The following is a 22,424-nucleotide window of genomic DNA, read 5'->3' on the forward strand; positions in this document are numbered from 1 at the left end:
TGGAAGAAAGTGGTGGTGTTATCGCTGTTTTTGTTAAAATAAAAAGATAGGTTAAGAAAAGAAGGGATTTTAATTATGGAAAAAGATGAACGTTTTAAACAGGCCGAGTTTGGTGCTATTGTCGGGATCGTTGGTAATATTATATTAGCGATTGTAAAGGCAGTAATTGGTTATATTGGGAACAGTAAAGCGTTATTAGCGGATGCCGTGCATTCTGCATCAGATGTAATAGGTTCGCTAGCTGTACTTTTTGGACTGCGAGCGGCAAAGCAGCCACCTGATGAGGATCATCCGTATGGTCATGGTAAAGCGGAATCGATTTCAGCGATTATTGTTGCGGTATTATTATTTATTGTGGGACTTGAAATCGCGATTTCGTCTATAAAAGCTTTTTCGCAAGAACTAGAACCGCCGAAAGGAATTACGATATTTGCTGTTGTTCTTTCAATCGTCGTGAAAGAAGGAATGTTTCAATATAAATTCCGATTAGGGAAAAGAGTAAACAGTGATGCAATTATTGCAAATGCATATGAGCACCGTTCGGATGTATTTTCTTCAATTGCAGCTTTAATCGGTATTTGTGCAGCTATAATCGGTAGTAAGTTTGGTATAGACTGGCTCGTATATGCTGATCCGATTGCAGGATTAGTTGTTTCACTTCTTGTTGTAAAAATGGCATGGAGCATTGGAGCGGAAGCAATTCATGCAACGCTTGACCATGTTCTTCATGAGGAGGATGTTATTCCGCTTAGAGAGGCCGTTCTTCAAGTAGATGGTGTGAAAAAAATTGGTTCTTTATATGCACGGGAGCATGGTCATTATGTTATTGTCGATATTAAAGTGTCTGTAGATCCATACATTACCGTAGAAGAAGGACACCGTATTGGAAAACATGTGAAAGAAATACTTATGAAACAAGATAATGTACAAAATGTATTCGTACATATAAATCCGTATTCTCCAAATTAAACATCATTAACATTTTAGTATATAGATGTTGCATCGTAGTTTGCATTATATTGTCACCCCTTAATCTGTCTTGTATAATGAACAGGTTAAGGGGTGATTTCGTGTTACAACCGAAGACGCGTTGGAAAGAAAAAGAATATAATGACGAGCGAGTGAGTGAATTAGCAAGTAAATTACAGTTATCGCCACTTGTCGTTTCATTATTCCTCGGTAGAGGACTAGATACAGAAGATAAGATTTTAGATTTTTTAAATACAGAAAATCAAGAATTTCATGATCCATTTTTATTAGAAGGAATGGATAGAACGGTAGAACGTGTAAATAAGGCGATTCAAAATGGAGAGCAAATATTAATATTTGGTGATTACGATGCGGACGGAGTAAGTAGTACGACGGTTTTATATCTTGCTCTTCAAGAATTAGGTGCAGAAGTAGAATTTTACATTCCAAATCGTTTTACAGAAGGGTATGGACCGAACGAAGAAGCATTTCGTTGGGCGCATAGTGCAGGTTTCTCACTGATTATTACTGTCGACACTGGCATCGCAGCAGTACATGAAGCGAATGTAGCGAAAGAGCTTGGAATAGATCTAATTATTACAGATCACCATGAGCCACCGCCAGAATTGCCAGAAGCGCTTGCGATTATACATCCGAAATTAGAAGGTGGCGTATATCCGTTTCACTATTTAGCTGGTGTAGGTGTTGCGTTTAAAGTTGCGCATGCACTATTAGGCCGTGTACCAGAACATTTATTAGAGATTGCAGTAATCGGTACAGTAGCCGATTTAGTATCACTTCATGGTGAAAATAGGTTGCTAGTGAAACGCGGTTTAAAACATATGCGTATGACGAGAAATATTGGTTTGAAGGCATTGTTTAAAGTTGCTAACGTTTCGCAAAGTGAAATTACAGAAGAGAGTATTGGCTTCTCAATTGCACCTCGTATTAATGCGGTTGGGCGTTTAGAAGATGCTGCGCCGGCTGTACACCTTTTATTATCAGATGATCCAGAGGAAGCGAAAGAGTTGGCCGAAGAAATTGATGAGCTGAACAAACTGCGAAAAGATATTGTAAAGCAAATTACAGAAGAAGCTATCGCTGAAGTTGAAAATAACTTCCCGCCAGAAGAAAACAAAGTATTAGTACTTGCAAAAGAAGGCTGGAACCCAGGGGTAATTGGAATTGTTGCTTCTAAATTAGTTGAACGTTTTTATCGTCCGACGATTGTATTAAGCATCGATCCTATAAAAGAAACAGCAAAAGGCTCAGCACGTAGTATTGCAGGATTTGATTTGTTTGCAAACTTATCAGATTGTAGAGAGTTATTGCCACACTTCGGAGGGCATCCGATGGCAGCGGGAATGACGCTACATATGAATGATGTAGATGAATTACGTCGCCGATTAAATGAACAAGCAGATGCGATTTTAACAGAAGAAGATTTTATTCCAATTACAGCAGTTGATGTTTTTTGCAAAGTAGAGGATGTAACGCTAGCGGCAATTGAAGATATGCAAAAACTAGCCCCGTTTGGTATTGGAAATCCGAAACCACGTATTGCAGTAAAAGATGCAGAGTTAGAAAGCATTCGCGCAATCGGATCAGATGGTTCTCATTTAAAAATGGCTCTTCGTGATGGACAAGCAACACTGGATACAATTGGATTTGGTTTTGGTGCATATGCGAAAGAAATCTCTCCAGTTGCAAAAGTATCTGTAATAGGAGAAGCATCCATCAATGAATGGAATAATTTTAAGAAGCCACAACTAATGGTACAAGATATTGCTGTAGAGGCGTGGCAATTATTTGATTGGCGTAGTATGCGTAATGCAGAAGCAAATTTAGCAGAACTTCCGAAAGAAAAAATAACAATGGTGTATTTTTCTGAAGAGGTATTGAATAAATTTTCTTTAGAGAGCTATAAAGAAAAGCTCATGCATGCTTCAGAAGTAACGCATTTAGATGATCAATATATCGTGTTACTTGATTTACCAAAAGGAACCGATGAATTACGTGAGTTATTTAAGGCAGGATTCCCAGCGCGAATTTATACGCTATTTTATCAAGAGAATAACCACTTATTTAGTACAGTTCCGACGAGAGAACACTTTAAATGGTACTATTCTTTCTTAAGCCAAAAAACACCATTTTCTTTAAGACAATATGGAGAACAACTATGTCGTCATAAAGGTTGGTCAAAAGATACAGTAAATTTTATGACACAGGTGTTTTTTGAGTTAGAATTTGTTACAATAAAAGATGGCGTCATTTTTATGGCAGACAAAAAACAAAAGCGTGATTTAATTGAATCGAACACATATCGTGAGAAAATGAACCACTTACAATTAGAAAAAGAATTGGTTTATAGCACATATCAGCAACTATATACATGGTTTGAAACGATTCGTAATCATAAAGAAGTAGAACAGTTAGGGTAAAGGATTTGTATTTACAAACCTTTTAGATCTGAGGAGGATTCAGAAATATGGATTTCAAGCAACATATCGCAATTGTACCGGATTATCCGAAAGAAGGTATTGTGTTTAAAGACATTACACCTTTAATGAATGACGGTAAAGCATACAAAGCAGCAACAGATGCAATCGTTGAATACGCAAAAGAAAGAGATATCGATGTTGTAGTAGGACCAGAAGCTCGTGGTTTCATTATCGGTTGCCCAGTTTCTTATGCGTTAGAAGTAGGATTTGCGCCAGTTCGTAAATTAGGAAAATTACCACGTGAAGTAATTACAGTTGACTACGGTAAAGAATATGGTAAAGATGTTTTAACAATCCATAAAGATGCAATTAAGCCAGGTCAACGCGTATTAATTACAGATGACCTATTAGCTACAGGTGGAACTATTGAAGCGACAATTAAGCTAGTTGAAGAACTTGGCGGAGTTGTAGCAGGGATTGCATTCTTAGTAGAGCTTACTTACTTAGATGGTCGTAAAATGTTAGATGGTTACGATGTATTAGTATTAGAAAAATACTAATCACTATATAGGTAAAAATACGGTGATAAAAAGTACCCGTGAATCTCTTGGAGAGGAGCGGGTACTTTTGTATAATTGAACAAAAAATCATGGTGAAATGTCAGTAAAATCTTTTCCTTTTCACAATTCACAATCATTGGGTTATAATGATAGAATATAATTTATTCTATTAAATAAAGATAAAGTCAATTTTCAATAAAAGGTGATTCGATGGCAAATGAGCAGGTACTAACAGCTGAACAGGTACTCGAGAAAGCAAGTCAATATTTAGTGGATGAAGATATTGAGCTAGTAGCACGTGCCTATGAATATGCACGCGATGCGCATAGCGAACAATACAGAAAATCGGGTGAACCGTATATTATTCATCCAATTCAAGTTGCAGGTATTTTAGTTGATTTACACATGGATCCAGCTACGGTATCAGCAGGTTTCTTACATGATGTAGTGGAAGATACAGAGATTACGTTAGAAGATATTGAACGGGAATTTAACAAAGAAATTGCTATGCTTGTTGATGGTGTTACGAAGCTTGGGAAGATCAAATATAAATCTCACGAACAACAACAAGCAGAAAACCATCGCAAAATGTTTATTGCAATGGCTCAAGATATTCGAGTTATTTTAATTAAACTAGCTGATCGTCTTCATAACATGCGTACATTGAAACATTTGCCTCAAGAGAAGCAGCGTCGCATAGCGAATGAAACGCTAGAAATCTTTGCACCTTTAGCACATAGACTCGGAATTAGTACTATTAAATGGGAGCTAGAGGATACGTCACTTCGCTATTTAAATCCACAACAATATTATCGTATTGTAAATTTAATGAAGCGTAAACGTGCAGAACGTGAAGAATACTTAGACGAAGTAATGACTGGTATTCGTGAGAAATTAAAAGAAGTTGCAATTCAACCTGAGATCTCTGGAAGACCGAAACATATTTACAGTATTTATCGTAAAATGGCACTGCAAAATAAACAGTTCAATGAAATTTACGATTTATTAGCTGTACGTGTTGTTGTAAATAGTATCAAAGATTGTTATGCAGTGCTTGGAATTATTCATACGTGCTGGAAGCCGATGCCAGGTCGTTTTAAAGATTATATTGCAATGCCAAAAGCAAATCTATATCAATCTCTTCATACGACTGTAATTGGACCGAAAGGTGATCCACTTGAAGTGCAAATTCGTACGAAAGAAATGCACGAAATTGCAGAATTCGGGATCGCGGCACACTGGGCATACAAAGAAGGAAAAACAGCAGAAACAACAGGTACATTAGAGAAGAAACTCACGTGGTTCCGTCAAATATTAGAATGGCAAAATGAAGCTTCTAATGCAGAAGAATTTATGGAGTCATTAAAAATTGATTTATTCTCTGACATGGTATTCGTCTTTACACCGAAAGGCGATGTAATGGAATTACCACTTGGATCGGTTCCAATTGATTTCGCGTATCGTGTCCATTCGGAAATTGGGAATAAAACAATTGGTGCAAAAGTAAACGGGAAAATGGTAACGCTGGATTATAAATTAAAAACCGGCGATATCATTGAAATTTTAACGTCGAAACATTCATATGGCCCAAGTCAAGATTGGGTAAAACTTGCTCAAACATCTCATGCGAAAAATAAAATTCGTCAATTCTTTAAGAAACAACGTAGAGACGAAAATATTGAAAAAGGCCGTGAACTTGTTGAAAAGGAAGTACGTGGTCTAGAGTATGAGATGAAAGAAGTATTAGCGCCTGATAACTTAAAACGCGTCGCTGAGAAATTTAACTTTGCAAATGAAGAAGATATGTTTGCAGCAGTTGGATATAGCGGAATTACAGCTTCGCAAATTGTTACGCGACTAACGGACAAGTTCCGCAAGCAACGCGAAGAAGAAGAAATTGTTGAAGTTAAAGAAGTTCGTAAACCGATGAAAATTCGAAAATGGGATTCTGGTGTAAAGGTAAGCGGTGCTGATAATTTATTAATCCGTTTATCGAAATGCTGTAACCCAGTTCCGGGTGATGATATCGTTGGGTATATTACGAAAGGCCGAGGTGTATCGATTCACCGCCGTGATTGTGTAAATGTTCATACAGAAGAAGCGATAGAACGTTTATTAGAAGTTGAGTGGGAAGGTAGCCCTGAAAAAGAAATAGAGTATAACGTTGATATTGAAATTTCAGGTTACGATCGCCGCGGTTTATTAAATGAAGTACTGCAAGCTGTTACAGAGACGAAAACATACATTTCAGCTGTTTCTGGTAGAAGTGACCGTAATAAGATGGCAACAATTAATATGTCAATCTCGATTCGTAACTTACAACACTTGAAAAAAGTAGTAGAACGCATTAAACGCGTTCCAGAAATTTATGCAGTACGACGCATGATGCATTAATAGGGAGTGTAGAAAGATGAGAGTTGTTTTACAACGATCAAAGAAAGCGTCTGTCACAGTAGACGGTGAGATCGTAGGACAAATTCCGTTCGGTTTAACATTACTAGTTGGCATTACGCACGAAGATACAGAAAAAGATGCAACTTACATTGCGGAAAAAATTGCAAACTTACGTATTTTTGAAGATGAGAGCGGAAAGATGAATCATTCTGTACTTGATGTAGAAGGACAAGTTCTATCTATTTCGCAATTCACATTATACGGAGATTGCCGCAAGGGAAGACGTCCAAACTTTATGGATGCTGCGAAACCTGATTATGCAGAGCGTTTATACGATTTCTTTAATGAAGAAGTTCGTAAACAAGGATTACATGTGGAAACAGGGAAGTTCGGAGCAATGATGGATGTTTCTTTAATCAATGATGGTCCGGTGACCTTAATTGTAGAAAGTAAATAGTGTTGATAAAAAAGAGAGGGTTATATAATCCTCTCTTTTTTATACATTGTTGTATGTTTTGTTCATTTATTTGGAATTAATAGCAGTTTTGGTTATGTATAACTCTTTCATCAATATGGAACAATAAAAAGTAAAACATCCATATTGAATGTGAGGGATATACGTATGCGTATGAATGAAAAAGGGCATTCTGTTACAAATGGTGCAAATCAACTATTTAACGTGAATTTTCATGATTTTATTTCAAAAGAGCAAAACAATACTTCAATGGAGCTTGCTTCCGAGTTTGGGATTTCTCTTCAAGATGTAAAGCGTTTAAAGAAGCAGATTGAACGTTCTTAGAGCACTTGACAATCCTACTTAACAAACGTATAGTAATTTTATATTTACATATGAATATAACCGTTGATAGAGAAGAGTAAATGAGACACACATGGAAAGAGAAGGAATGTCTTAGGCTGAAAACATTTCTACATGATGACTGATTGAATGACACTCTAGAGGTTTCAACTTGAACGGCATATACGCTTAGTAGGGATGAACGCATATTTAAGCGTTATTAAAAAAGTGGAAGCATACGTGCTTCAATTAGGGTGGCACCACGGGTATAATACTCTCGTCCCTACTGTTCAAACAGTAGAGGCGGGAGTTTTTTTATTTTTATTAAGATTAAAACAATTTGAGGAGGAACTGAATATGTCTATTCAAATCCCACGCGGAACGCAAGATATTCTTCCAGGCACTGTTGAGTTATGGCAGTATATCGAAGGGCAAGCACGCGAAATTTGCCGTCGTTACAATTATAAAGAAATTCGTACACCAATTTTTGAGCACACTGAGCTATTTTTACGCGGTGTTGGTGATACGACAGATATCGTACAAAAAGAAATGTACTCATTCCAAGATCGTGGAGAGCGTAGCTTAACATTACGTCCAGAAGGTACTGCACCTGTTGTACGTTCTTACGTTGAAAATAAAATGTTTGGTGATGCAACACAACCAACGAAATTATACTATATCGGTCAAATGTTCCGTTATGAAAGACCACAAGCAGGTCGCTATCGTCAATTCGTACAATTCGGTATCGAAGCAATCGGCAGTAATGACCCTGCAATTGATGCAGAAGTAATTGCACTTGCTGTTGAATTTTACCGCGGCATGGGCTTAAAAAATATTAAAGTTGTATTAAACAGTTTAGGTGACGCAGCGAGCCGTCAAGCACACCGTGATGCATTAATCGCACACTTTGAGCCACGTATCGGCGAATTCTGTTCTGACTGTCAATCTCGCTTAGAAAAGAATCCACTTCGAATTTTAGACTGTAAGAAGGACCGTAACCATGAATTAATGGGAACAGCACCATCTATTACAGAATACTTAAACGAAGATTCAGCAATATACTACGACAAAGTTCAAGAACTATTAACGATGATGGATGTTCCGTTTGAAAAAGATCCGAACTTAGTGCGTGGTTTAGACTACTACCAACACACTGTTTTTGAAATTATGAGTGAGGCAGAAGGTTTCGGTGCGATCACTACATTAAGCGGTGGTGGCCGTTATAACGGACTTGTACAAGAAATCGGTGGACCAGAAATGCCAGGTATCGGTTTTGCAATGAGTATTGAACGTTTAATTATGGCGCTAAAAGCTGAAAACATTGAATTACCACTTGAACATAGCATTGATTGTTACGTTGTGGCGCTTGGCGAAAAAGCGAAAGACCATGCTGCAAAAGTTGCGTTCGATCTTCGTAAAGCTGGATTGTCAGTTGAAAAAGATTATTTAGATCGCAAAATGAAAGCACAATTTAAATCAGCAGATCGTCTAAAGGCGAAATTTGTAGCTGTATTAGGAGAAGATGAGCTAGATAAAGGCATCATTAACTTAAAAGATATGGCAACAGGTGAACAAGAAGAAGTAGCGTTAGATGTATTTGCTTCATACGTAGCAGAGAAATTAATATAGGGGGAACTTACAGTGGCTGAAAGAACACATGCATGTGGAAAAGTAACAGTAGAAGCTGTTGGACAAACAGTTCAATTAAAAGGTTGGGTACAAAAACGCCGTGACTTAGGTGGATTAATCTTTATCGATTTACGTGACCGTACAGGTATCGTACAAGTTGTATTTAACCCAGAAACATCAAAAGAAGCGTTAGAAGTAGCAGAAACAATTCGTAGCGAGTACGTATTACACGTAGAAGGTACAGTTGTTGAACGTGGTGAAGGCGCAATTAATGACAATATGGCAACTGGTCGTATTGAAGTACAAGCAACGAAAGTAAATGTACTAAATGCAGCGAAAACAACGCCAATCATCATTGCTGATGATACAGATGCATCAGAAGATGTGCGTTTAAAATATCGTTATTTAGACTTACGTCGCCCAGTAATGTTTAACACATTCAAAATGCGTCATGACGTAACGAAAACAATTCGTAACTTCTTAGACACAGAAGAGTTCTTAGAAGTAGAAACACCAATTTTAACGAAAAGCACGCCAGAAGGAGCTCGTGACTATTTAGTACCAAGTCGTGTGCATGATGGTGAATTCTATGCACTACCACAGTCACCACAGTTATTTAAACAGCTTCTTATGGTCGGCGGATTTGAGCGTTACTATCAAGTAGCACGTTGTTTCCGTGATGAAGATTTACGTGCGGATCGTCAACCGGAATTCACGCAAATCGATATCGAAGCTTCATTCTTAACACAAGATGAAATTTTAGATATGATGGAGCGTATGATGACGAAAGTTATGAAGGATGCAAAAGGTGTAGAAGTTAGTGCACCATTCCCTCGTATGAAATATGCTGATGCAATGGCTCGCTACGGTTCTGATAAGCCAGATACACGCTTTGAAATGGAACTAACAGACTTATCTGAGTTTGCAGCAGGTTGTGGCTTTAAAGTGTTTACAAGTGCTGTAGAAAGCGGCGGACAAGTAAAAGCAATCAATGCAAAAGGTGCTGCAAGTAAATATTCTCGTAAAGACATCGATGCATTAACTGAATTCGTGAAAGTATACGGTGCAAAAGGTTTAGCTTGGCTTAAAGTTGAAGAAGACGGTTTAAAAGGACCGATTGCAAAATTCTTCGGTGAAGAAGATGCAAATGTGTTAATGAGCACATTAGAGGCTACTGCTGGCGACTTATTACTATTCGTAGCAGATAAGAAGAGCGTTGTTGCAGATAGCTTAGGTGCACTTCGCTTACGTCTAGGTAAAGAGCTTGAGTTAATTGACGAAAGTAAATATAATTTCCTATGGGTAACGGATTGGCCACTTCTTGAGTACGATGAAGATGCAGATCGTTACTTCGCAGCTCACCACCCATTCACAATGCCATTCCGTGAAGACGTTGAGTTACTAGAAACAGCACCAGAAAAAGCACGTGCACAAGCATATGACCTTGTATTAAACGGTTATGAGCTTGGTGGTGGATCACTTCGTATTTACGAGCGTGACGTACAAGAAAAAATGTTCAAAGCACTTGGATTCTCACAAGAAGAAGCGCAAGAGCAATTCGGGTTCTTATTAGAAGCATTCGAATACGGTACACCACCACACGGCGGAATCGCATTAGGTTTAGATCGTCTTGTTATGTTACTTGCAGGCCGTACGAATCTTCGTGATACAATTGCATTCCCAAAAACAGCAAGCGCAAGCTGCTTATTAACAGAAGCTCCAAGCCCAGTTGCAGAAGCACAGCTTGAAGAGTTAAACTTAAAATTAAGCTTAAAAGAAGAGAAGTAAGAATAGGGTCTAGATGGTTATACTATAACCGTCTAGACTTTTTTTGAGAGGTTGTTTAAAAAGTCCGGTTTAGATAACTGTCGCATCTCATCGTTGCTTCGCCAGTCCGGTGCTCGAGTAGTATTTTTCTACACTGCGCTCCTCCTGGCTTCAGCGCCTCGATCTGCTTGGTTCTCTAAATCCTCCTTTTTAAACGTGTATTTAGGAAGAAATGAAATTCTGGTCTATGTTTTCATTTTCGAAATATGTATTTTTAGGAATTCTATAACTTTTTCTATACAAATAGTCGGAAAAACGCTAGAATACATGGTAGACCATTTTTGTAATAGGAGTGTAGAGCTGAATGTTACATCAATTTTCACGTAATGAATTAGCCTTCGGTAAAGAAGGACTTGAAATATTAAAAAATAGTACAGTCGGTATTTTAGGAATTGGCGGCGTAGGCTCTTTTGCAGCTGAAGCGTTAGCACGTTCTGGCGTTGGACGTCTTGTATTAGTTGATAAAGACGTTGTAGATATTACAAACGTAAACCGTCAAATTCACGCTTTAGTATCTACTGTAGGACGTTCAAAAGTAGAATTAATGAAAGAGCGTATCGCAGACATTAACCCAGAGTGTGAAGTAATTGGACTTGAAATGTTTTATACAGATGAAACATATGAAGAGTTCTTTAAGCACGGTTTGGATTTCGTAGTGGATGCATCTGATACGATTACGTTCAAAATTCATTTAATTAAACAATGTTTACGTCGTAAAATTAAAATTATCTCCAGTATGGGTGCAGCAAATAAAATGGACCCAACTCGTTTCCGTATTGCGGACATTTCTAAAACACACACAGATCCGATTGCGAAAGTAATTCGTACGAAGCTTCGTAAAGAGGGTATTAAAAAAGGTGTAAAAGTTGTCTTCTCTGACGAAAACCCAATCGTAATTCGTGAAGAAGTACGTAAAGAAATCGTACCAGACGAAAATGCAAAAATTCGTAAAGCGAAATTACCGCCTTCATCAAATGCATTCGTACCATCTGTGGCAGGCTTAATTATGGCAAGTCACGTTGTACGTGAACGTATTAAAAATGTAGAAGTGAAACGTGTAGGGCAAGAATAAAAGAAAAGCATATATCCATTTTGGATATATGCTTTTTTATATGTATTAAAGAAATATGGATATTTGCATTACTACTAGTTCAAATGTAAGTAACGCTAGTAAGTAATGATCATATTTATCTGATGTATAGGCGGACGTCTTTTTTAAACTGTTAATGGTGAAAAGAGCCAAAGTTAGGACGAGAACACCGAGTGTTATTTTGAAGACTATTAAAGAAATAGCAACCATCCCCCTTTAAAGGTATATGTTTATAATAACATTTTAGTAAAAAATATCTAATCCGTTTTAGGAGTTTCCTTGTATGACAAGGAGGAATGTTATTGTCAATCTTTGTCGTTAAATCGATATCCTTTATTGAATCGTTGATATATTGCAAGTTGTGATAGATATATTCGAAAAATCGTTGATATATTGCAAGTTACGATAGATATATTCGAAAAATCGTTGATATATTGCAAGTTACGATAGATATATTCGAAAAATCGTTGGGATAATTTCATTTACCGACATGTATATATATGATTTACCGAAAACAAACAAGGATGTCACTCAGTTAAAAAAGTGACATCCCTGTTTTTAATTCTCAGCAGAATAAATAATATCTAAATTCCCGTTTTGATCGGTTTTGAAAATCGGGGCAATTTGCTCTTCTTGCTCTTCGACTGAAACAAGTTTTCGAGCACGATCCATAATTCGAACAAGCATCGCGTAATCTTCTTCGATTGCTTGTTGTTTTTTTGTGAGTACCGCTAATTTCGTTTCAAGTTCATGATTCGTTTTTTGCAGAGAAGTGAGCTGAGCTTGTAATACATCATTTTCAGTTTGCAACTTTGCGAGTGAAGGGTTATTATGCTCCAAGTTTTGCAAAAATGAGATGACATTTTGCATCGTAAGTTCTTGTTTACTTGGCATAATATCTTCAGAAAACTCAGCATCGATTACGAGTTGTTTCGTTTTCGTGAACTGATTTTTTTCTATTTTAGCTTCAGAGCGCTTTAATTCTTTACGTTGTTTCTTCGCAAGCTGCACAGCATCTTCGTAATTCGGTCTTACTTCAGCATTCCATCTAAAGCCGCAAGCTGCTGAAGTCCGGTTCAACGTATCGCCGACTTCATCAAATGCTTTTATTTGTGTACTTCCGCTGCGAATATGTCGTAAAACAGTTTCTGCTAAAAGGAGATCATCTTCTTTTGTCCATGCATCTTGACGTGTTTTCATAAGCGAAGCCTCCATAATGGTGACGTTTTCGTTTATGTTACCCTTTATTTTTCGTCTTATTCGAAGTTTGTAATCTTTCATAAACAGTAGAAAGTGCTTGCTCAAATTTCCCTGTCGTTTTCGGTTTATAATATTGCTTGTTTTTTATTTTATCAGGTAAGTATTGTTGCCTTACCCAGCCGTTTGGATGGTCGTGTGGATATAAATATCCAATGCCTCTTCCAAGTGATTCTGCGCCTTTGTAATGACTATCTTTTAAATGGCTTGGAATGTCACCTGTTTGACCGTTGCGTAAATCGTGTAATGCAGCATCAAGTGCTTTATAAGCTGAATTTGATTTTGGTGATAAGCATAGCTCGATAACGGCATTTGCAAGTGGGATGCGTGCTTCTGGGAATCCAACTCGTTCAGCTGATTCAATTGCAGCTAGTGTACGTGGTCCAGCTTGTGGGCTAGCAAGTCCAATATCTTCATAAGCCATAATAAGAAGGCGTCTGCCAATACTTTGTAAATCACCTGCTTCAATAAGGCGTGCTAAATAATGGAGCGCTGCATTTACATCACTTCCGCGCACTGATTTTTGAAATGCTGATAATACGTCATAATGAGCATCGCCGCCTTTGTCGTGAACGAAGCTCTTCTTTTGTAAGCATTCTTCTGCAATCTTGAGTGTGATTTCAGCCGCTTGATCGTCTGTAGTAAAGCTAGATAATACAGCAAGCTCAAGTGCGTTATAAGCAGAACGCATATCACCACCAGAGGCGTTTGCAAAGTGATGTAGTGCTTCATCTGTTACCGTTACAGCATATTCTCCAAGGCCTTTTTCTTTATCTTCTAAAGCTCTTTTTAACCCAATTAAAATATCATCTTCTGTTAGTGCGTGTAATTCGAAAATTTGACACCTGCTTCGAATAGCGGAGTTTATTGCATGGAATGGATTACTTGTCGTTGCACCAATTAAAGTAAGAAGTCCGCTTTCTAAGTGAGGTAATAGAAAGTCTTGCTTTGCTTTATCTAGACGGTGAACTTCATCTAAAATTAAAACGAGGTGTCGATGCATCTTCGCTTCTTGTACGACAACTTCCATATCTTTTTTATTGTGAGTAACAGCATTCAATAGACGAAACGGGGTACCGGTACTTCCAGCAATTGCACTGGCAATGGATGTTTTTCCTGTACCTGGAGGACCGTATAAAATCATAGATTGAAAATGATTGGCTTGGACCATTCGCCATAAAATCTTTCCTTCACCAACTAAATGTTGTTGCCCAATAATTTCTTGAATATTTGTAGGGCGCATTCGATGTGCGAGTGGTTGTTTCATTTGGACCGTCTCCCTTAATATATAATCTCGTTCTATCGTATCATTTTTTTCTACGAAATTTGAAATAGGATGCTGTTTTATGGGAAAAATAAAGGGTAATATTTTCATTTTTCTTTCAATTGTAATAATTCCCGAGTTTTTCAATGTGATTTTATGTTATCATTTTGATACACAAGTTGAAATTTCTTATAATACTATATTATGCTATAATTTCATAGGATTTTAAATTGTGTTCTTTTTATAAATAAGATATAACCAATAGAAGTGAAAATTTGAAAAGAGGTGCAAAATAGATGAAAATTTCAACGAAAGGCCGCTATGGCTTAACAATTATGATTGATCTTGCAAAAAAGTTTGGTGAAGGTCCGATTTCATTAAAATCAATTGCGCAGGCACATGACTTATCGGAACATTACTTAGAGCAATTAATTTCACCACTTCGTAACGCGCGTCTAGTAAAGAGTACGCGGGGAGCATATGGCGGATATGTACTATCAGATCAGCCGGCTAACATTACAGCTGGAGATGTAATCCGTGTATTAGAGGGTCCGATTAGTGTTGTAGAAATGATAGAAGAAGAAGAACCAGCACAACGCCAATTATGGATGCGTGTTCGTGATGCGGTGCAAGAAGTGTTAGATAGTACAACGTTAGAAGATTTAGTACGTTATGAGGAAGAAAATCACGGGGGCTATATGTTTTACATTTAATTCCTTGTGAAACGATTTGGAAAGAAGGAGATTTAATGGAACGCATTTACTTAGATCATGCTGCGACATCTCCGACTCACCCAGAAGTGGTCGAAAAGATGATTCCATATATGACAGAAATATTCGGGAACCCGTCTAGTATTCACTTTTATGGACGTCAAACTCGTCACACAGTAGATGAGGCGAGAAGAGTGTGTGCACGTAGCATTCATGCGAATCCGAATGAAATTATATTTACGAGCGGTGGTACAGAAGCTGATAATTTAGCGCTTATCGGTGTAGCACGTGCGAACCGTCATAAAGGTAACCACATTATAACGACGCAAATTGAACATCATGCGATTTTGCATACGTGCGAATTGTTAGAGCGTGAAGGGTTTGAAGTGACATATTTACCTGTCGATGAAACAGGGCGCATTCAAGTTTCTGACATACAAAAGGCATTAACAGAAGAGACGATTCTTGTATCTGTTATGTTTGGGAATAATGAAGTAGGAACGATGCAACCGATTGTGGAAATAGGAAAGCTGTTAAAAGAGCATCAAGCGTATTTCCATACAGATGCGGTACAAGCTTACGGTTTAGTAGAAATTAATGTGAAAGAGTTTGGTATTGATTTATTATCAATTTCAGCTCATAAAATTAACGGGCCAAAAGGTGTAGGTTTCTTATACGCTGGTGCAAATGTGAAATTTGAACCGTTATTAATAGGCGGAGAGCAAGAAAGAAAACGCCGTGCTGGTACGGAAAATGTGCCTAGTATTGCTGGGCTTCAGTATGCAATTCTTATAGCTGAAAAAACTCGTGAGCAAAAAAATGCCCAATATGAAGAGTTTAAAGATATAATGGTATCTGTCTTCAAAAATGAAGGCATTACTTTCGAGGTAAACGGAAACTTAGAACATCGCTTACCGCATGTACTTAATGTAAGTTTTACAGGAATGAACATTGAACCGTTTCTTGTGAACTTAGACTTAGCTGGTATTGCAGTATCAAGTGGTTCTGCTTGTACAGCTGGTTCGATTGATCCATCACATGTATTAGTAGCGATGTTTGGAAAAGACTCCGATCAAATACGTTCATCCGTACGCTTTAGTTTTGGACTTGGAAATACGAAAGAGCAAATTGAAAAAGCGGCGTACGAAACAGTGAAAATCGTGAAGCGATTAACACAAAATTAGTATGGGAGGTGACATGATGAACAAACTACCTCACGAAACACGCGTTGTCATCGGAATGTCCGGTGGCGTCGATTCATCTGTAGCAGCACTTTTATTAAAAGAGCAAGGTTATGATGTAATCGGAATTTTTATGAAAAACTGGGATGATACAGATGAGAATGGTGTCTGCACAGCAACAGAAGATTACAATGATGTAATTGAAGTGTGTAACCAAATTGGTATTCCGTATTATGCAGTAAACTTTGAAAAACAATACTGGGATAAAGTATTTACGTACTTCTTAGATGAGTACCGAGCTGGTCGCACACCAAACCCAGATGTAATGTGTAATAAAGAAATTAAATTTAAAGCATTTTTAGAGCATGCAATTGCGCTTGGTGCGGATTATGTGGCAACAGGCCATTATGCACGCGTTGCTTATATGGACGGCGAATATAAAATGCTTCGCGGTGTTGATGACAATAAAGATCAAACATATTTCTTAAATCAATTAAGCCAAGAGCAATTATCAAAAACAATGTTCCCGTTAGGTGAATTAAAGAAACCGCAAATTCGTGAAATGGCGAAAGAAGCTGGCTTAGCGACAGCGGCGAAAAAAGATAGTACAGGTATTTGCTTCATTGGTGAGCGTAACTTTAAAGATTTCTTAAGTAACTACTTACCGGCACAACCAGGTGTAATGCAAACATTATCTGGTGAAGTGAAAGGGAAGCATGACGGTTTAATGTATTATACAATTGGACAACGTCATGGCCTTGGAATTGGTGGTAATGGTGATCCATGGTTTGCTGTTGGGAAAAATCTAAAAGAAAACATTTTATATGTTGATCAAGGATTCCATAACGAACTTCTATATGGTGATGAAGTTATTGCTACGAATGTAGGATGGGTAAGTAACAAAGAAAAAGAAACAGAATTTAAGTGCACGGCGAAATTCCGTTATCGTCAAGAAGACAATAAAGTAACGGTTCAAATCGTTGATGAAAATACAGTTCGTATTCTTTGTGATGAGCCAATTCGTGCAATTACACCAGGACAAGCAGTCGTTTTCTATGATGGAGATGAGTGCTTAGGCGGTGCTACAATTGATGAAGTATACCGTAGTGGTAAGAAATTGGATTATTTAGGATAAATGAGAAGCCTCTGCCGATTAGCGGTTAGAGGTTTCTTTTACATAAAGCGAATTTTCGTTCGCTTGGAAAATACATTCTTTGTTATAATTTGTTGTAGAGGTGAAGGACATGTCAAACAAACTTGAAACAGGTATTCAATATATGCAAGAAGGAAACTGGGAAGAAGCAGCTAAAAATTTTACAGAAGCAATCGAAGAAAATCCGAAAGATGCGCTTGGGTACATTAATTTTGCAAATTTATTAGACGTATTAGGTGATAGCGAGCGAGCGATTTTATTTTATAAACGTGCACTAGAGTTAGATGATAAATCTGCAGCAGCCTATTATGGTTTAGGAAATGTATATTATGGCCAAGAGCAATTTACTGAAGCGAAAGCTGTATTTGAACAAGCAATGCAAGCTGGATTACAATCAGCTGATGTAACATTTATGTTAGGTATCACACATGTACAGCTTGGAAATGATCGTCTTGCACTACCATTCTTACAAAGAGCAACAGAATTAGATGAAAACGATGTAGAAGCTGTATTCCAGTGCGGACTTTGCTTCGCGCGATTAGAACACGTTCAAGAGGCGAAACCTTATTTTGAAAAGGTATTAGAAATGGATGAGGAGCATGCAGATGCGTATTACAATTTAGGTGTTGCGTACGTATTTGAGGAAAATAATGAGAAGGCTCTCGCTTTATTTAAGAAAGCAACTGAAATTCAGCCAGATCACTTTTTAGCGGGTAATGGCGTTCGTTTATTAGAGCAAGAAGCTGAATAAGATAAAAATATAGTTTAATGGGTAGTTATCCCTCATCTAAAAAGGTGGGGGATGTACTGCTCATTAAAGTGAAAATACCGGAAAGGAGAGGAAAAATGGGAAATCAACATGCAATGGATTTGTTTGAGGAAGAGAAAAAGTTTATAAAAGCGCAAGTTCTTCATACCATTTTCCACAACGAAGAAAACCTCTATTCCGTTGTCAGTATGAAAGTCATTGAAACGAATGAAACGTATGACGAAAAGAAAGTAATGATAAACGGTCATTTTCCCCGCATGCATGAAGATGAAGTGTTTACATTGACAGGTCATTTTAAGGACCATCCAAAGTATGGAAAACAATATATGGTTGAAACATTTAAAAAAGAATTGCCGCAAACAAAAGCAGGTATGGTGCAATATTTAGCGAGTGATTTATTTAAAGGGATAGGAAAGCGTACAGCTGAAAAAATTGTGGACCATCTCGGAGAACATGCTATTTCTAAAATTATGGATGACCCTGAGGCATTAAATGGTGTCGTTAATAAACAAAAGGCTCAGGAAATATATGAGACAATTGTTGAACATCAAGGGCTAGAGAAAGTAATGAGCTTTTTAAATGGCTACGGTTTTGGAACGAAACTTTCTATTAAGATTTACCAGCAATATAAAGAGATGACATTAGAAGTGATTCGTAATAATCCGTATCAACTTATCGAAGAAGTGGACGGGATTGGTTTTGGAAGAGCGGATGATATAGGGCGTGCGTTAGGGATATCGGGTAATCATGACGACCGTGTACGCGCAGGATGTTTTTACACATTAGAGAATGTCTCATTACAACTTGGTCACGTTTATATGAGGAAAGATCAACTTGTAAGAGAAACGATGTCACTTTTAAACAATCAAGAAGGAAGAGTGACTGAGGAAGATATTATAGGTTGTATTGAAACGATGCAAAGTGAAGGGAAAGTCATCATAGAAGAAGAACGAGTGTATTTAGCAACGTTATTCTACTCTGAGAAAGGTGTTGTAAAGTCTATTCGCAGGCTTATGAATCAAGAAGAAACACCTTCATTTCCAGAAGCAGAAGTGTTAAAAACGTTAGGTGAAATTGAAGAACAACTGAACGTACAATATGCACCGTTTCAGCAAGAAGCAATTCAAACGGCACTTCATAAACCGATGATGTTATTGACAGGTGGACCAGGAACAGGGAAAACAACAGTTATTAAAGGGATTGTTGAAATGTATGCATCACTACACGGGTTATCGTTAAATCCGAATGAATACAGTGATGATAATCCATTTCCAATACTATTAACAGCTCCAACAGGAAGAGCAGCGAAGCGGATGAGTGAATCGACAGGACTTCCAGCTTGCACAATTCACCGTTTACTTGGTTGGACGCCAGAAGGATCTTTCCAGCGTAATGAAACGGATCCTGTCCAAGGTAAGCTCCTTATTATCGATGAATTTTCAATGGTTGATATTTGGCTTGCAAATCAGCTATTTAAGTCGTTGCCGACGAACATTCAAGTTATCGTTGTAGGTGACGAAGATCAGTTGCCATCTGTAGGACCTGGACAAGTATTAAAAGATTTATTAAATGCAGGCGCAGTTCCGACAGTGAAGCTTACTGAAATTTATCGTCAAGCGGAAGGCTCATCAGTGATTCAACTTGCCCATGCGATAAAAAATGGAACTCTACCACCAGATTTAGCACAAAATCAAAAAGATCGTTCATTTATCGGCTGTACAGGAGCTCAAATTGTTGAGGTTGTGAAAAAAGTTTGTGAAAATGCTAAAACAAAAGGCTTTAGCGCAAGAGATGTACAAGTATTAGCACCGATGTACCGCGGGCCTGCTGGTATTAATGTATTAAACGAAGCGCTGCAACAAGTATTTAATCCGAAGAGGGAAAAGAGTAAAGAAATTGCTTACGGTGATGTTGTGTACCGAAGAGGCGATAAAGTACTGCAACTCGTGAATCAGCCGGAGAGCCAAGTGTTTAATGGTGATATTGGAGAAATTGTTTCGGTGTTTTATGCGAAAGAAAACGTTGAGCAACAAGATATGATTATCGTTTCATTTGACGGAATTGAGGTAACGTATACGAAGCCCGATTTAAATCAAATTACGCATGCATATTGTTGTTCCATTCATAAATCACAAGGTAGTGAATTTCCGATTGTTATTATGCCAATCGTGAAAAGTTACAACCGTATGTTACGTCGTAATTTAATTTACACGGGCATTACAAGAAGTAAGAAGTTCCTTATTATTTGCGGAGAGGAAGCAGCTTTCCAATCTGGTGTAAATCGCCTTGATGATGCAATGCGTCAAACAACCTTAGCTAGTCGCTTGCAAGAATCACAAGAAGAAGTACAGATGGTCACAGTTAATGGCGAGGAAATGGACGTGGAAAACATTTCACCGTATGATTTCATGTAACAAGGTGAAATTATATAGTGAAACTTTCAAACGCATAGCGTTGAAAGGCTCCAGTAAAATGTATAAATGAATGCAGTTTGGACATAATGGCGAATAGAATCTGGGAGACTGTAAGGAGATGAAAGCCATATGTTTATTTGTCCAAATTGCAAAGGGAAAGACATTGGAAAAATAGGTGTCAACCAATTTTATTGCTGGAATTGTTATATCGAATTATCGGTTTCAAAGGGGAAAATCCATACGCATCAAGTTGAGGAAGATGGTTCACTAAGCTCTCTTGATGATTTATTTGATGAGAATGAAAGAACGATCGGATAACGAAAAGGGGGATTTACTTTGAATCTACGCAATTCATTAATCGCATTAGGTGTTGGAGCTGCAGCATATCAATATGCTCGTAAGCAAGATGTATTTTCAAAACGCAATATGAAAAAAGCACGTAAGATGATTAAGTCTTACTTATAATCATTTCGATAAAGTGAAAAACTCCCTTGTAGACAAGGGAGTTTTTTTATGCACCCATATGTAAATAAAAAAGTCCGATCTCTGAGAAAAGATAAGATAGACCGTAGCAGCCAACGCCAAGTATTCCATACTGCCATAATTGCTTCGCTTTTTCTTTACGTGAGGAATGAATAAAGAACCCCTTCCAAATACCGAACCCGATACAAATCCATTCAAGAATCATAAAAAGTGCTGATAATCCAAGCATAAACAAAACCATAATTAGCCCTCCTGATTATATTAATTCATGCTGTATTCTCAGGGGTGGTTGTCCTTGTTATGTTATTTATATGTACGTCTTTAAAAAACAGTATGGTCCGTATGAAAAGATTTTAAAAGTTTCGCACATAACCTACCCCATTTATTTTCAAAATAAAGGTGGAGGAGGTTTTTCATGTGAAGAATCTTAAAATCATTTGGATATATCGTTTAGGATTATTGTTACTTGTTTTTCTTTGTCTGCTCGTCTTTTTAAAAATTAAGCCGCTATGGGCACCGATTATTTTTGTATTTAAAGTAGCAATCACGCCGTTTCTTATCGCGTGTTTTATTGCGTATTTATTGCACCCTTTAATTGAAAAAATTCATAAGGAAGGGATGCCCCGTACACTTGCCATTTTGCTCATTTATATCCTTTTCTTTGGCGGAATTGGTTATGGGATTTATAAAGGAACACCAGTCGTTATTAAACAGTTACAAGAGATTAATGAACAATTTCCGCAGTTTACAAAAATGTACGATTCGTGGATGGATGGCGTTACAGAACAAACGGCGAATTTCCCTTCGTTCATTCATGAAAAGGTGAAACAACTTTTTGTGGGTGTGGAAACGAAGATTCAAGCGCTTTTAAATAAAGTGATGAGTACAGCTCGTGGTGTACTCGATTCATTGCTCATTATTTTCTTAATACCGTTCATTGTATTTTACATATTAAAAGATTATGGTGAGTTTTATCATATCTTTTGGAAACTAGTCCCAAGTAAATGGCGAGGTACGGGGCAAATGCTTGCGAAAGAAATTGATAAATCACTTGGAAGTTATATTCGAGGACAGTTATTTGTTTGTTTAGTATTAGGGGGAGTATCAGCTCTTTCCTTTTGGTTTATCGGTATGAAATATCCATTATTGCTTGGCATTATTATTGGGGTAACGGATATAATCCCGTACTTCGGTCCTATTTTAGGAGCAATCCCGACGTTAATGATTGCAGCAACAGTATCAACGAGTTTACTTATTAAGGCGGGGATTACAATTGCGATTTTGCAATTTGTGGAGAGTAACATTTTATCGCCTTACATCGTTGGTAAGTCACTTCGTATGCATCCCGTTATTATTATGCTTGCCTTACTAGTTGGGGGAGAGGTAGCTGGGATTGTAGGATTGCTAATATCGGTTCCGATTTTAGCAGTTATTCGCACTGTCATTGTTCATGTGAGACCGCTCTTGAAAAAAGAAGATGTGTAAGT

The 22,424-nt window shown here is 37.6% G+C and carries 20 protein-coding genes and 1 other annotated feature; of the genes, 17 read left to right on the forward strand and 3 right to left on the reverse strand.

From position 1 onward, the window contains the following. The first annotated feature begins 75 nt into the window (after positions 1-75). From AC22L0_RS14690 to AC22L0_RS14730, 9 genes are all read left to right on the forward strand, one after another. Positions 76-969: a cation diffusion facilitator family transporter gene (locus tag AC22L0_RS14690; RefSeq protein WP_087967288.1), complete on the forward strand. Its 894-nt coding sequence runs from the start codon at positions 76-78 to the stop codon at positions 967-969. A gap of 101 nt (positions 970-1,070) precedes the next feature. Beyond that, complete coding sequence (gene recJ, locus AC22L0_RS14695; RefSeq protein WP_000941238.1) at positions 1,071-3,410, forward strand: single-stranded-DNA-specific exonuclease RecJ; 2,340 nt, start codon at positions 1,071-1,073, stop codon at positions 3,408-3,410. A gap of 47 nt (positions 3,411-3,457) precedes the next feature. Then, positions 3,458-3,970 carry an adenine phosphoribosyltransferase gene (locus AC22L0_RS14700; protein ID WP_000346215.1) on the forward strand — a complete coding sequence of 171 codons (513 nt, stop codon included), beginning with the start codon at positions 3,458-3,460 and terminating at the stop codon, positions 3,968-3,970. A gap of 210 nt (positions 3,971-4,180) precedes the next feature. Then, positions 4,181-6,364 carry a GTP diphosphokinase gene (gene relA / locus AC22L0_RS14705; protein WP_001262811.1) on the forward strand — a complete coding sequence of 728 codons (2,184 nt, stop codon included), beginning with the start codon at positions 4,181-4,183 and terminating at the stop codon, positions 6,362-6,364. 16 nt (positions 6,365-6,380) lie between these two features. Beyond that, the gene (locus AC22L0_RS14710) at positions 6,381-6,821 is read left to right on the forward strand and encodes a D-tyrosyl-tRNA(Tyr) deacylase (RefSeq protein WP_001266965.1); all 441 of its coding nucleotides are present in this window, start codon (positions 6,381-6,383) and stop codon (positions 6,819-6,821) included. Between the two features lie 165 nt (positions 6,822-6,986). Further along, complete coding sequence (locus AC22L0_RS14715) at positions 6,987-7,163, forward strand: hypothetical protein (protein WP_001242605.1); 177 nt, start codon at positions 6,987-6,989, stop codon at positions 7,161-7,163. A gap of 54 nt (positions 7,164-7,217) precedes the next feature. Next, positions 7,218-7,448, forward strand: a binding site (T-box leader). Positions 7,449-7,517: 69 nt separating this feature from the next. Continuing rightward, positions 7,518-8,789, forward strand: coding sequence for a histidine--tRNA ligase (gene hisS / locus AC22L0_RS14720; RefSeq protein WP_000027081.1), 1,272 nt, complete (start codon positions 7,518-7,520; stop codon positions 8,787-8,789). A gap of 12 nt (positions 8,790-8,801) precedes the next feature. Further along, complete coding sequence (gene aspS, locus AC22L0_RS14725) at positions 8,802-10,577, forward strand: aspartate--tRNA ligase (protein WP_000840899.1); 1,776 nt, start codon at positions 8,802-8,804, stop codon at positions 10,575-10,577. 343 nt (positions 10,578-10,920) lie between these two features. Next, entirely contained in the window at positions 10,921-11,688 is a 768-nt protein-coding gene (locus tag AC22L0_RS14730) for a tRNA threonylcarbamoyladenosine dehydratase (protein WP_000903177.1), read from the forward strand. Positions 11,689-12,264: 576 nt separating this feature from the next. Here AC22L0_RS14730 and AC22L0_RS14735 read toward each other — a convergent pair. Further along, positions 12,265-12,906, reverse strand: a complete 642-nt coding sequence (locus tag AC22L0_RS14735; protein ID WP_087967292.1) for an RsfA family transcriptional regulator — start codon at positions 12,904-12,906, stop codon at positions 12,265-12,267. A gap of 37 nt (positions 12,907-12,943) precedes the next feature. Continuing rightward, positions 12,944-14,230, reverse strand: coding sequence for a replication-associated recombination protein A (locus tag AC22L0_RS14740; protein ID WP_087967293.1), 1,287 nt, complete (start codon positions 14,228-14,230; stop codon positions 12,944-12,946). Positions 14,231-14,523: 293 nt separating this feature from the next. Here AC22L0_RS14740 and cymR point away from each other — a divergent pair, with 293 nt between their 5' ends. From cymR to AC22L0_RS14775, 7 genes are all read left to right on the forward strand, one after another. Continuing rightward, positions 14,524-14,940 (forward strand): cysteine metabolism transcriptional regulator CymR, encoded by a 417-nt coding sequence (gene cymR, locus AC22L0_RS14745; protein ID WP_000704116.1) that lies wholly within the window; start codon positions 14,524-14,526, stop codon positions 14,938-14,940. A gap of 35 nt (positions 14,941-14,975) precedes the next feature. Continuing rightward, positions 14,976-16,121 carry a cysteine desulfurase family protein gene (locus AC22L0_RS14750; RefSeq protein ID WP_000439893.1) on the forward strand — a complete coding sequence of 382 codons (1,146 nt, stop codon included), beginning with the start codon at positions 14,976-14,978 and terminating at the stop codon, positions 16,119-16,121. A 16-nt stretch (positions 16,122-16,137) separates the two neighbouring features. Beyond that, positions 16,138-17,253 (forward strand): tRNA 2-thiouridine(34) synthase MnmA, encoded by a 1,116-nt coding sequence (gene mnmA, locus AC22L0_RS14755; protein WP_001038010.1) that lies wholly within the window; start codon positions 16,138-16,140, stop codon positions 17,251-17,253. Positions 17,254-17,362: 109 nt separating this feature from the next. Then, positions 17,363-18,022 carry a tetratricopeptide repeat protein gene (locus AC22L0_RS14760; RefSeq protein WP_000066409.1) on the forward strand — a complete coding sequence of 220 codons (660 nt, stop codon included), beginning with the start codon at positions 17,363-17,365 and terminating at the stop codon, positions 18,020-18,022. 95 nt (positions 18,023-18,117) lie between these two features. Beyond that, positions 18,118-20,454 (forward strand): SF1B family DNA helicase RecD2, encoded by a 2,337-nt coding sequence (recD2, locus tag AC22L0_RS14765; RefSeq protein ID WP_087967295.1) that lies wholly within the window; start codon positions 18,118-18,120, stop codon positions 20,452-20,454. 129 nt (positions 20,455-20,583) lie between these two features. Further along, entirely contained in the window at positions 20,584-20,772 is a 189-nt protein-coding gene (locus tag AC22L0_RS14770) for a hypothetical protein (protein ID WP_000469281.1), read from the forward strand. Positions 20,773-20,790: 18 nt separating this feature from the next. Next, positions 20,791-20,919 (forward strand): YrzQ family protein, encoded by a 129-nt coding sequence (locus AC22L0_RS14775; RefSeq protein ID WP_001053553.1) that lies wholly within the window; start codon positions 20,791-20,793, stop codon positions 20,917-20,919. A gap of 46 nt (positions 20,920-20,965) precedes the next feature. On the opposite strand, the gene AC22L0_RS14780 is transcribed toward AC22L0_RS14775, so the two are convergent. Next, positions 20,966-21,178 (reverse strand): hypothetical protein, encoded by a 213-nt coding sequence (locus tag AC22L0_RS14780; RefSeq protein ID WP_000242535.1) that lies wholly within the window; start codon positions 21,176-21,178, stop codon positions 20,966-20,968. Positions 21,179-21,354: 176 nt separating this feature from the next. Here AC22L0_RS14780 and AC22L0_RS14785 point away from each other — a divergent pair, with 176 nt between their 5' ends. Beyond that, a complete protein-coding gene (locus AC22L0_RS14785; RefSeq protein ID WP_000793128.1) occupies positions 21,355-22,422 on the forward strand; it encodes an AI-2E family transporter in 1,068 nt (355 codons plus the stop codon). Positions 22,423-22,424 lie beyond the last annotated feature (2 nt).

This window comes from Bacillus sp. LQ01 (assembly GCF_057624735.1).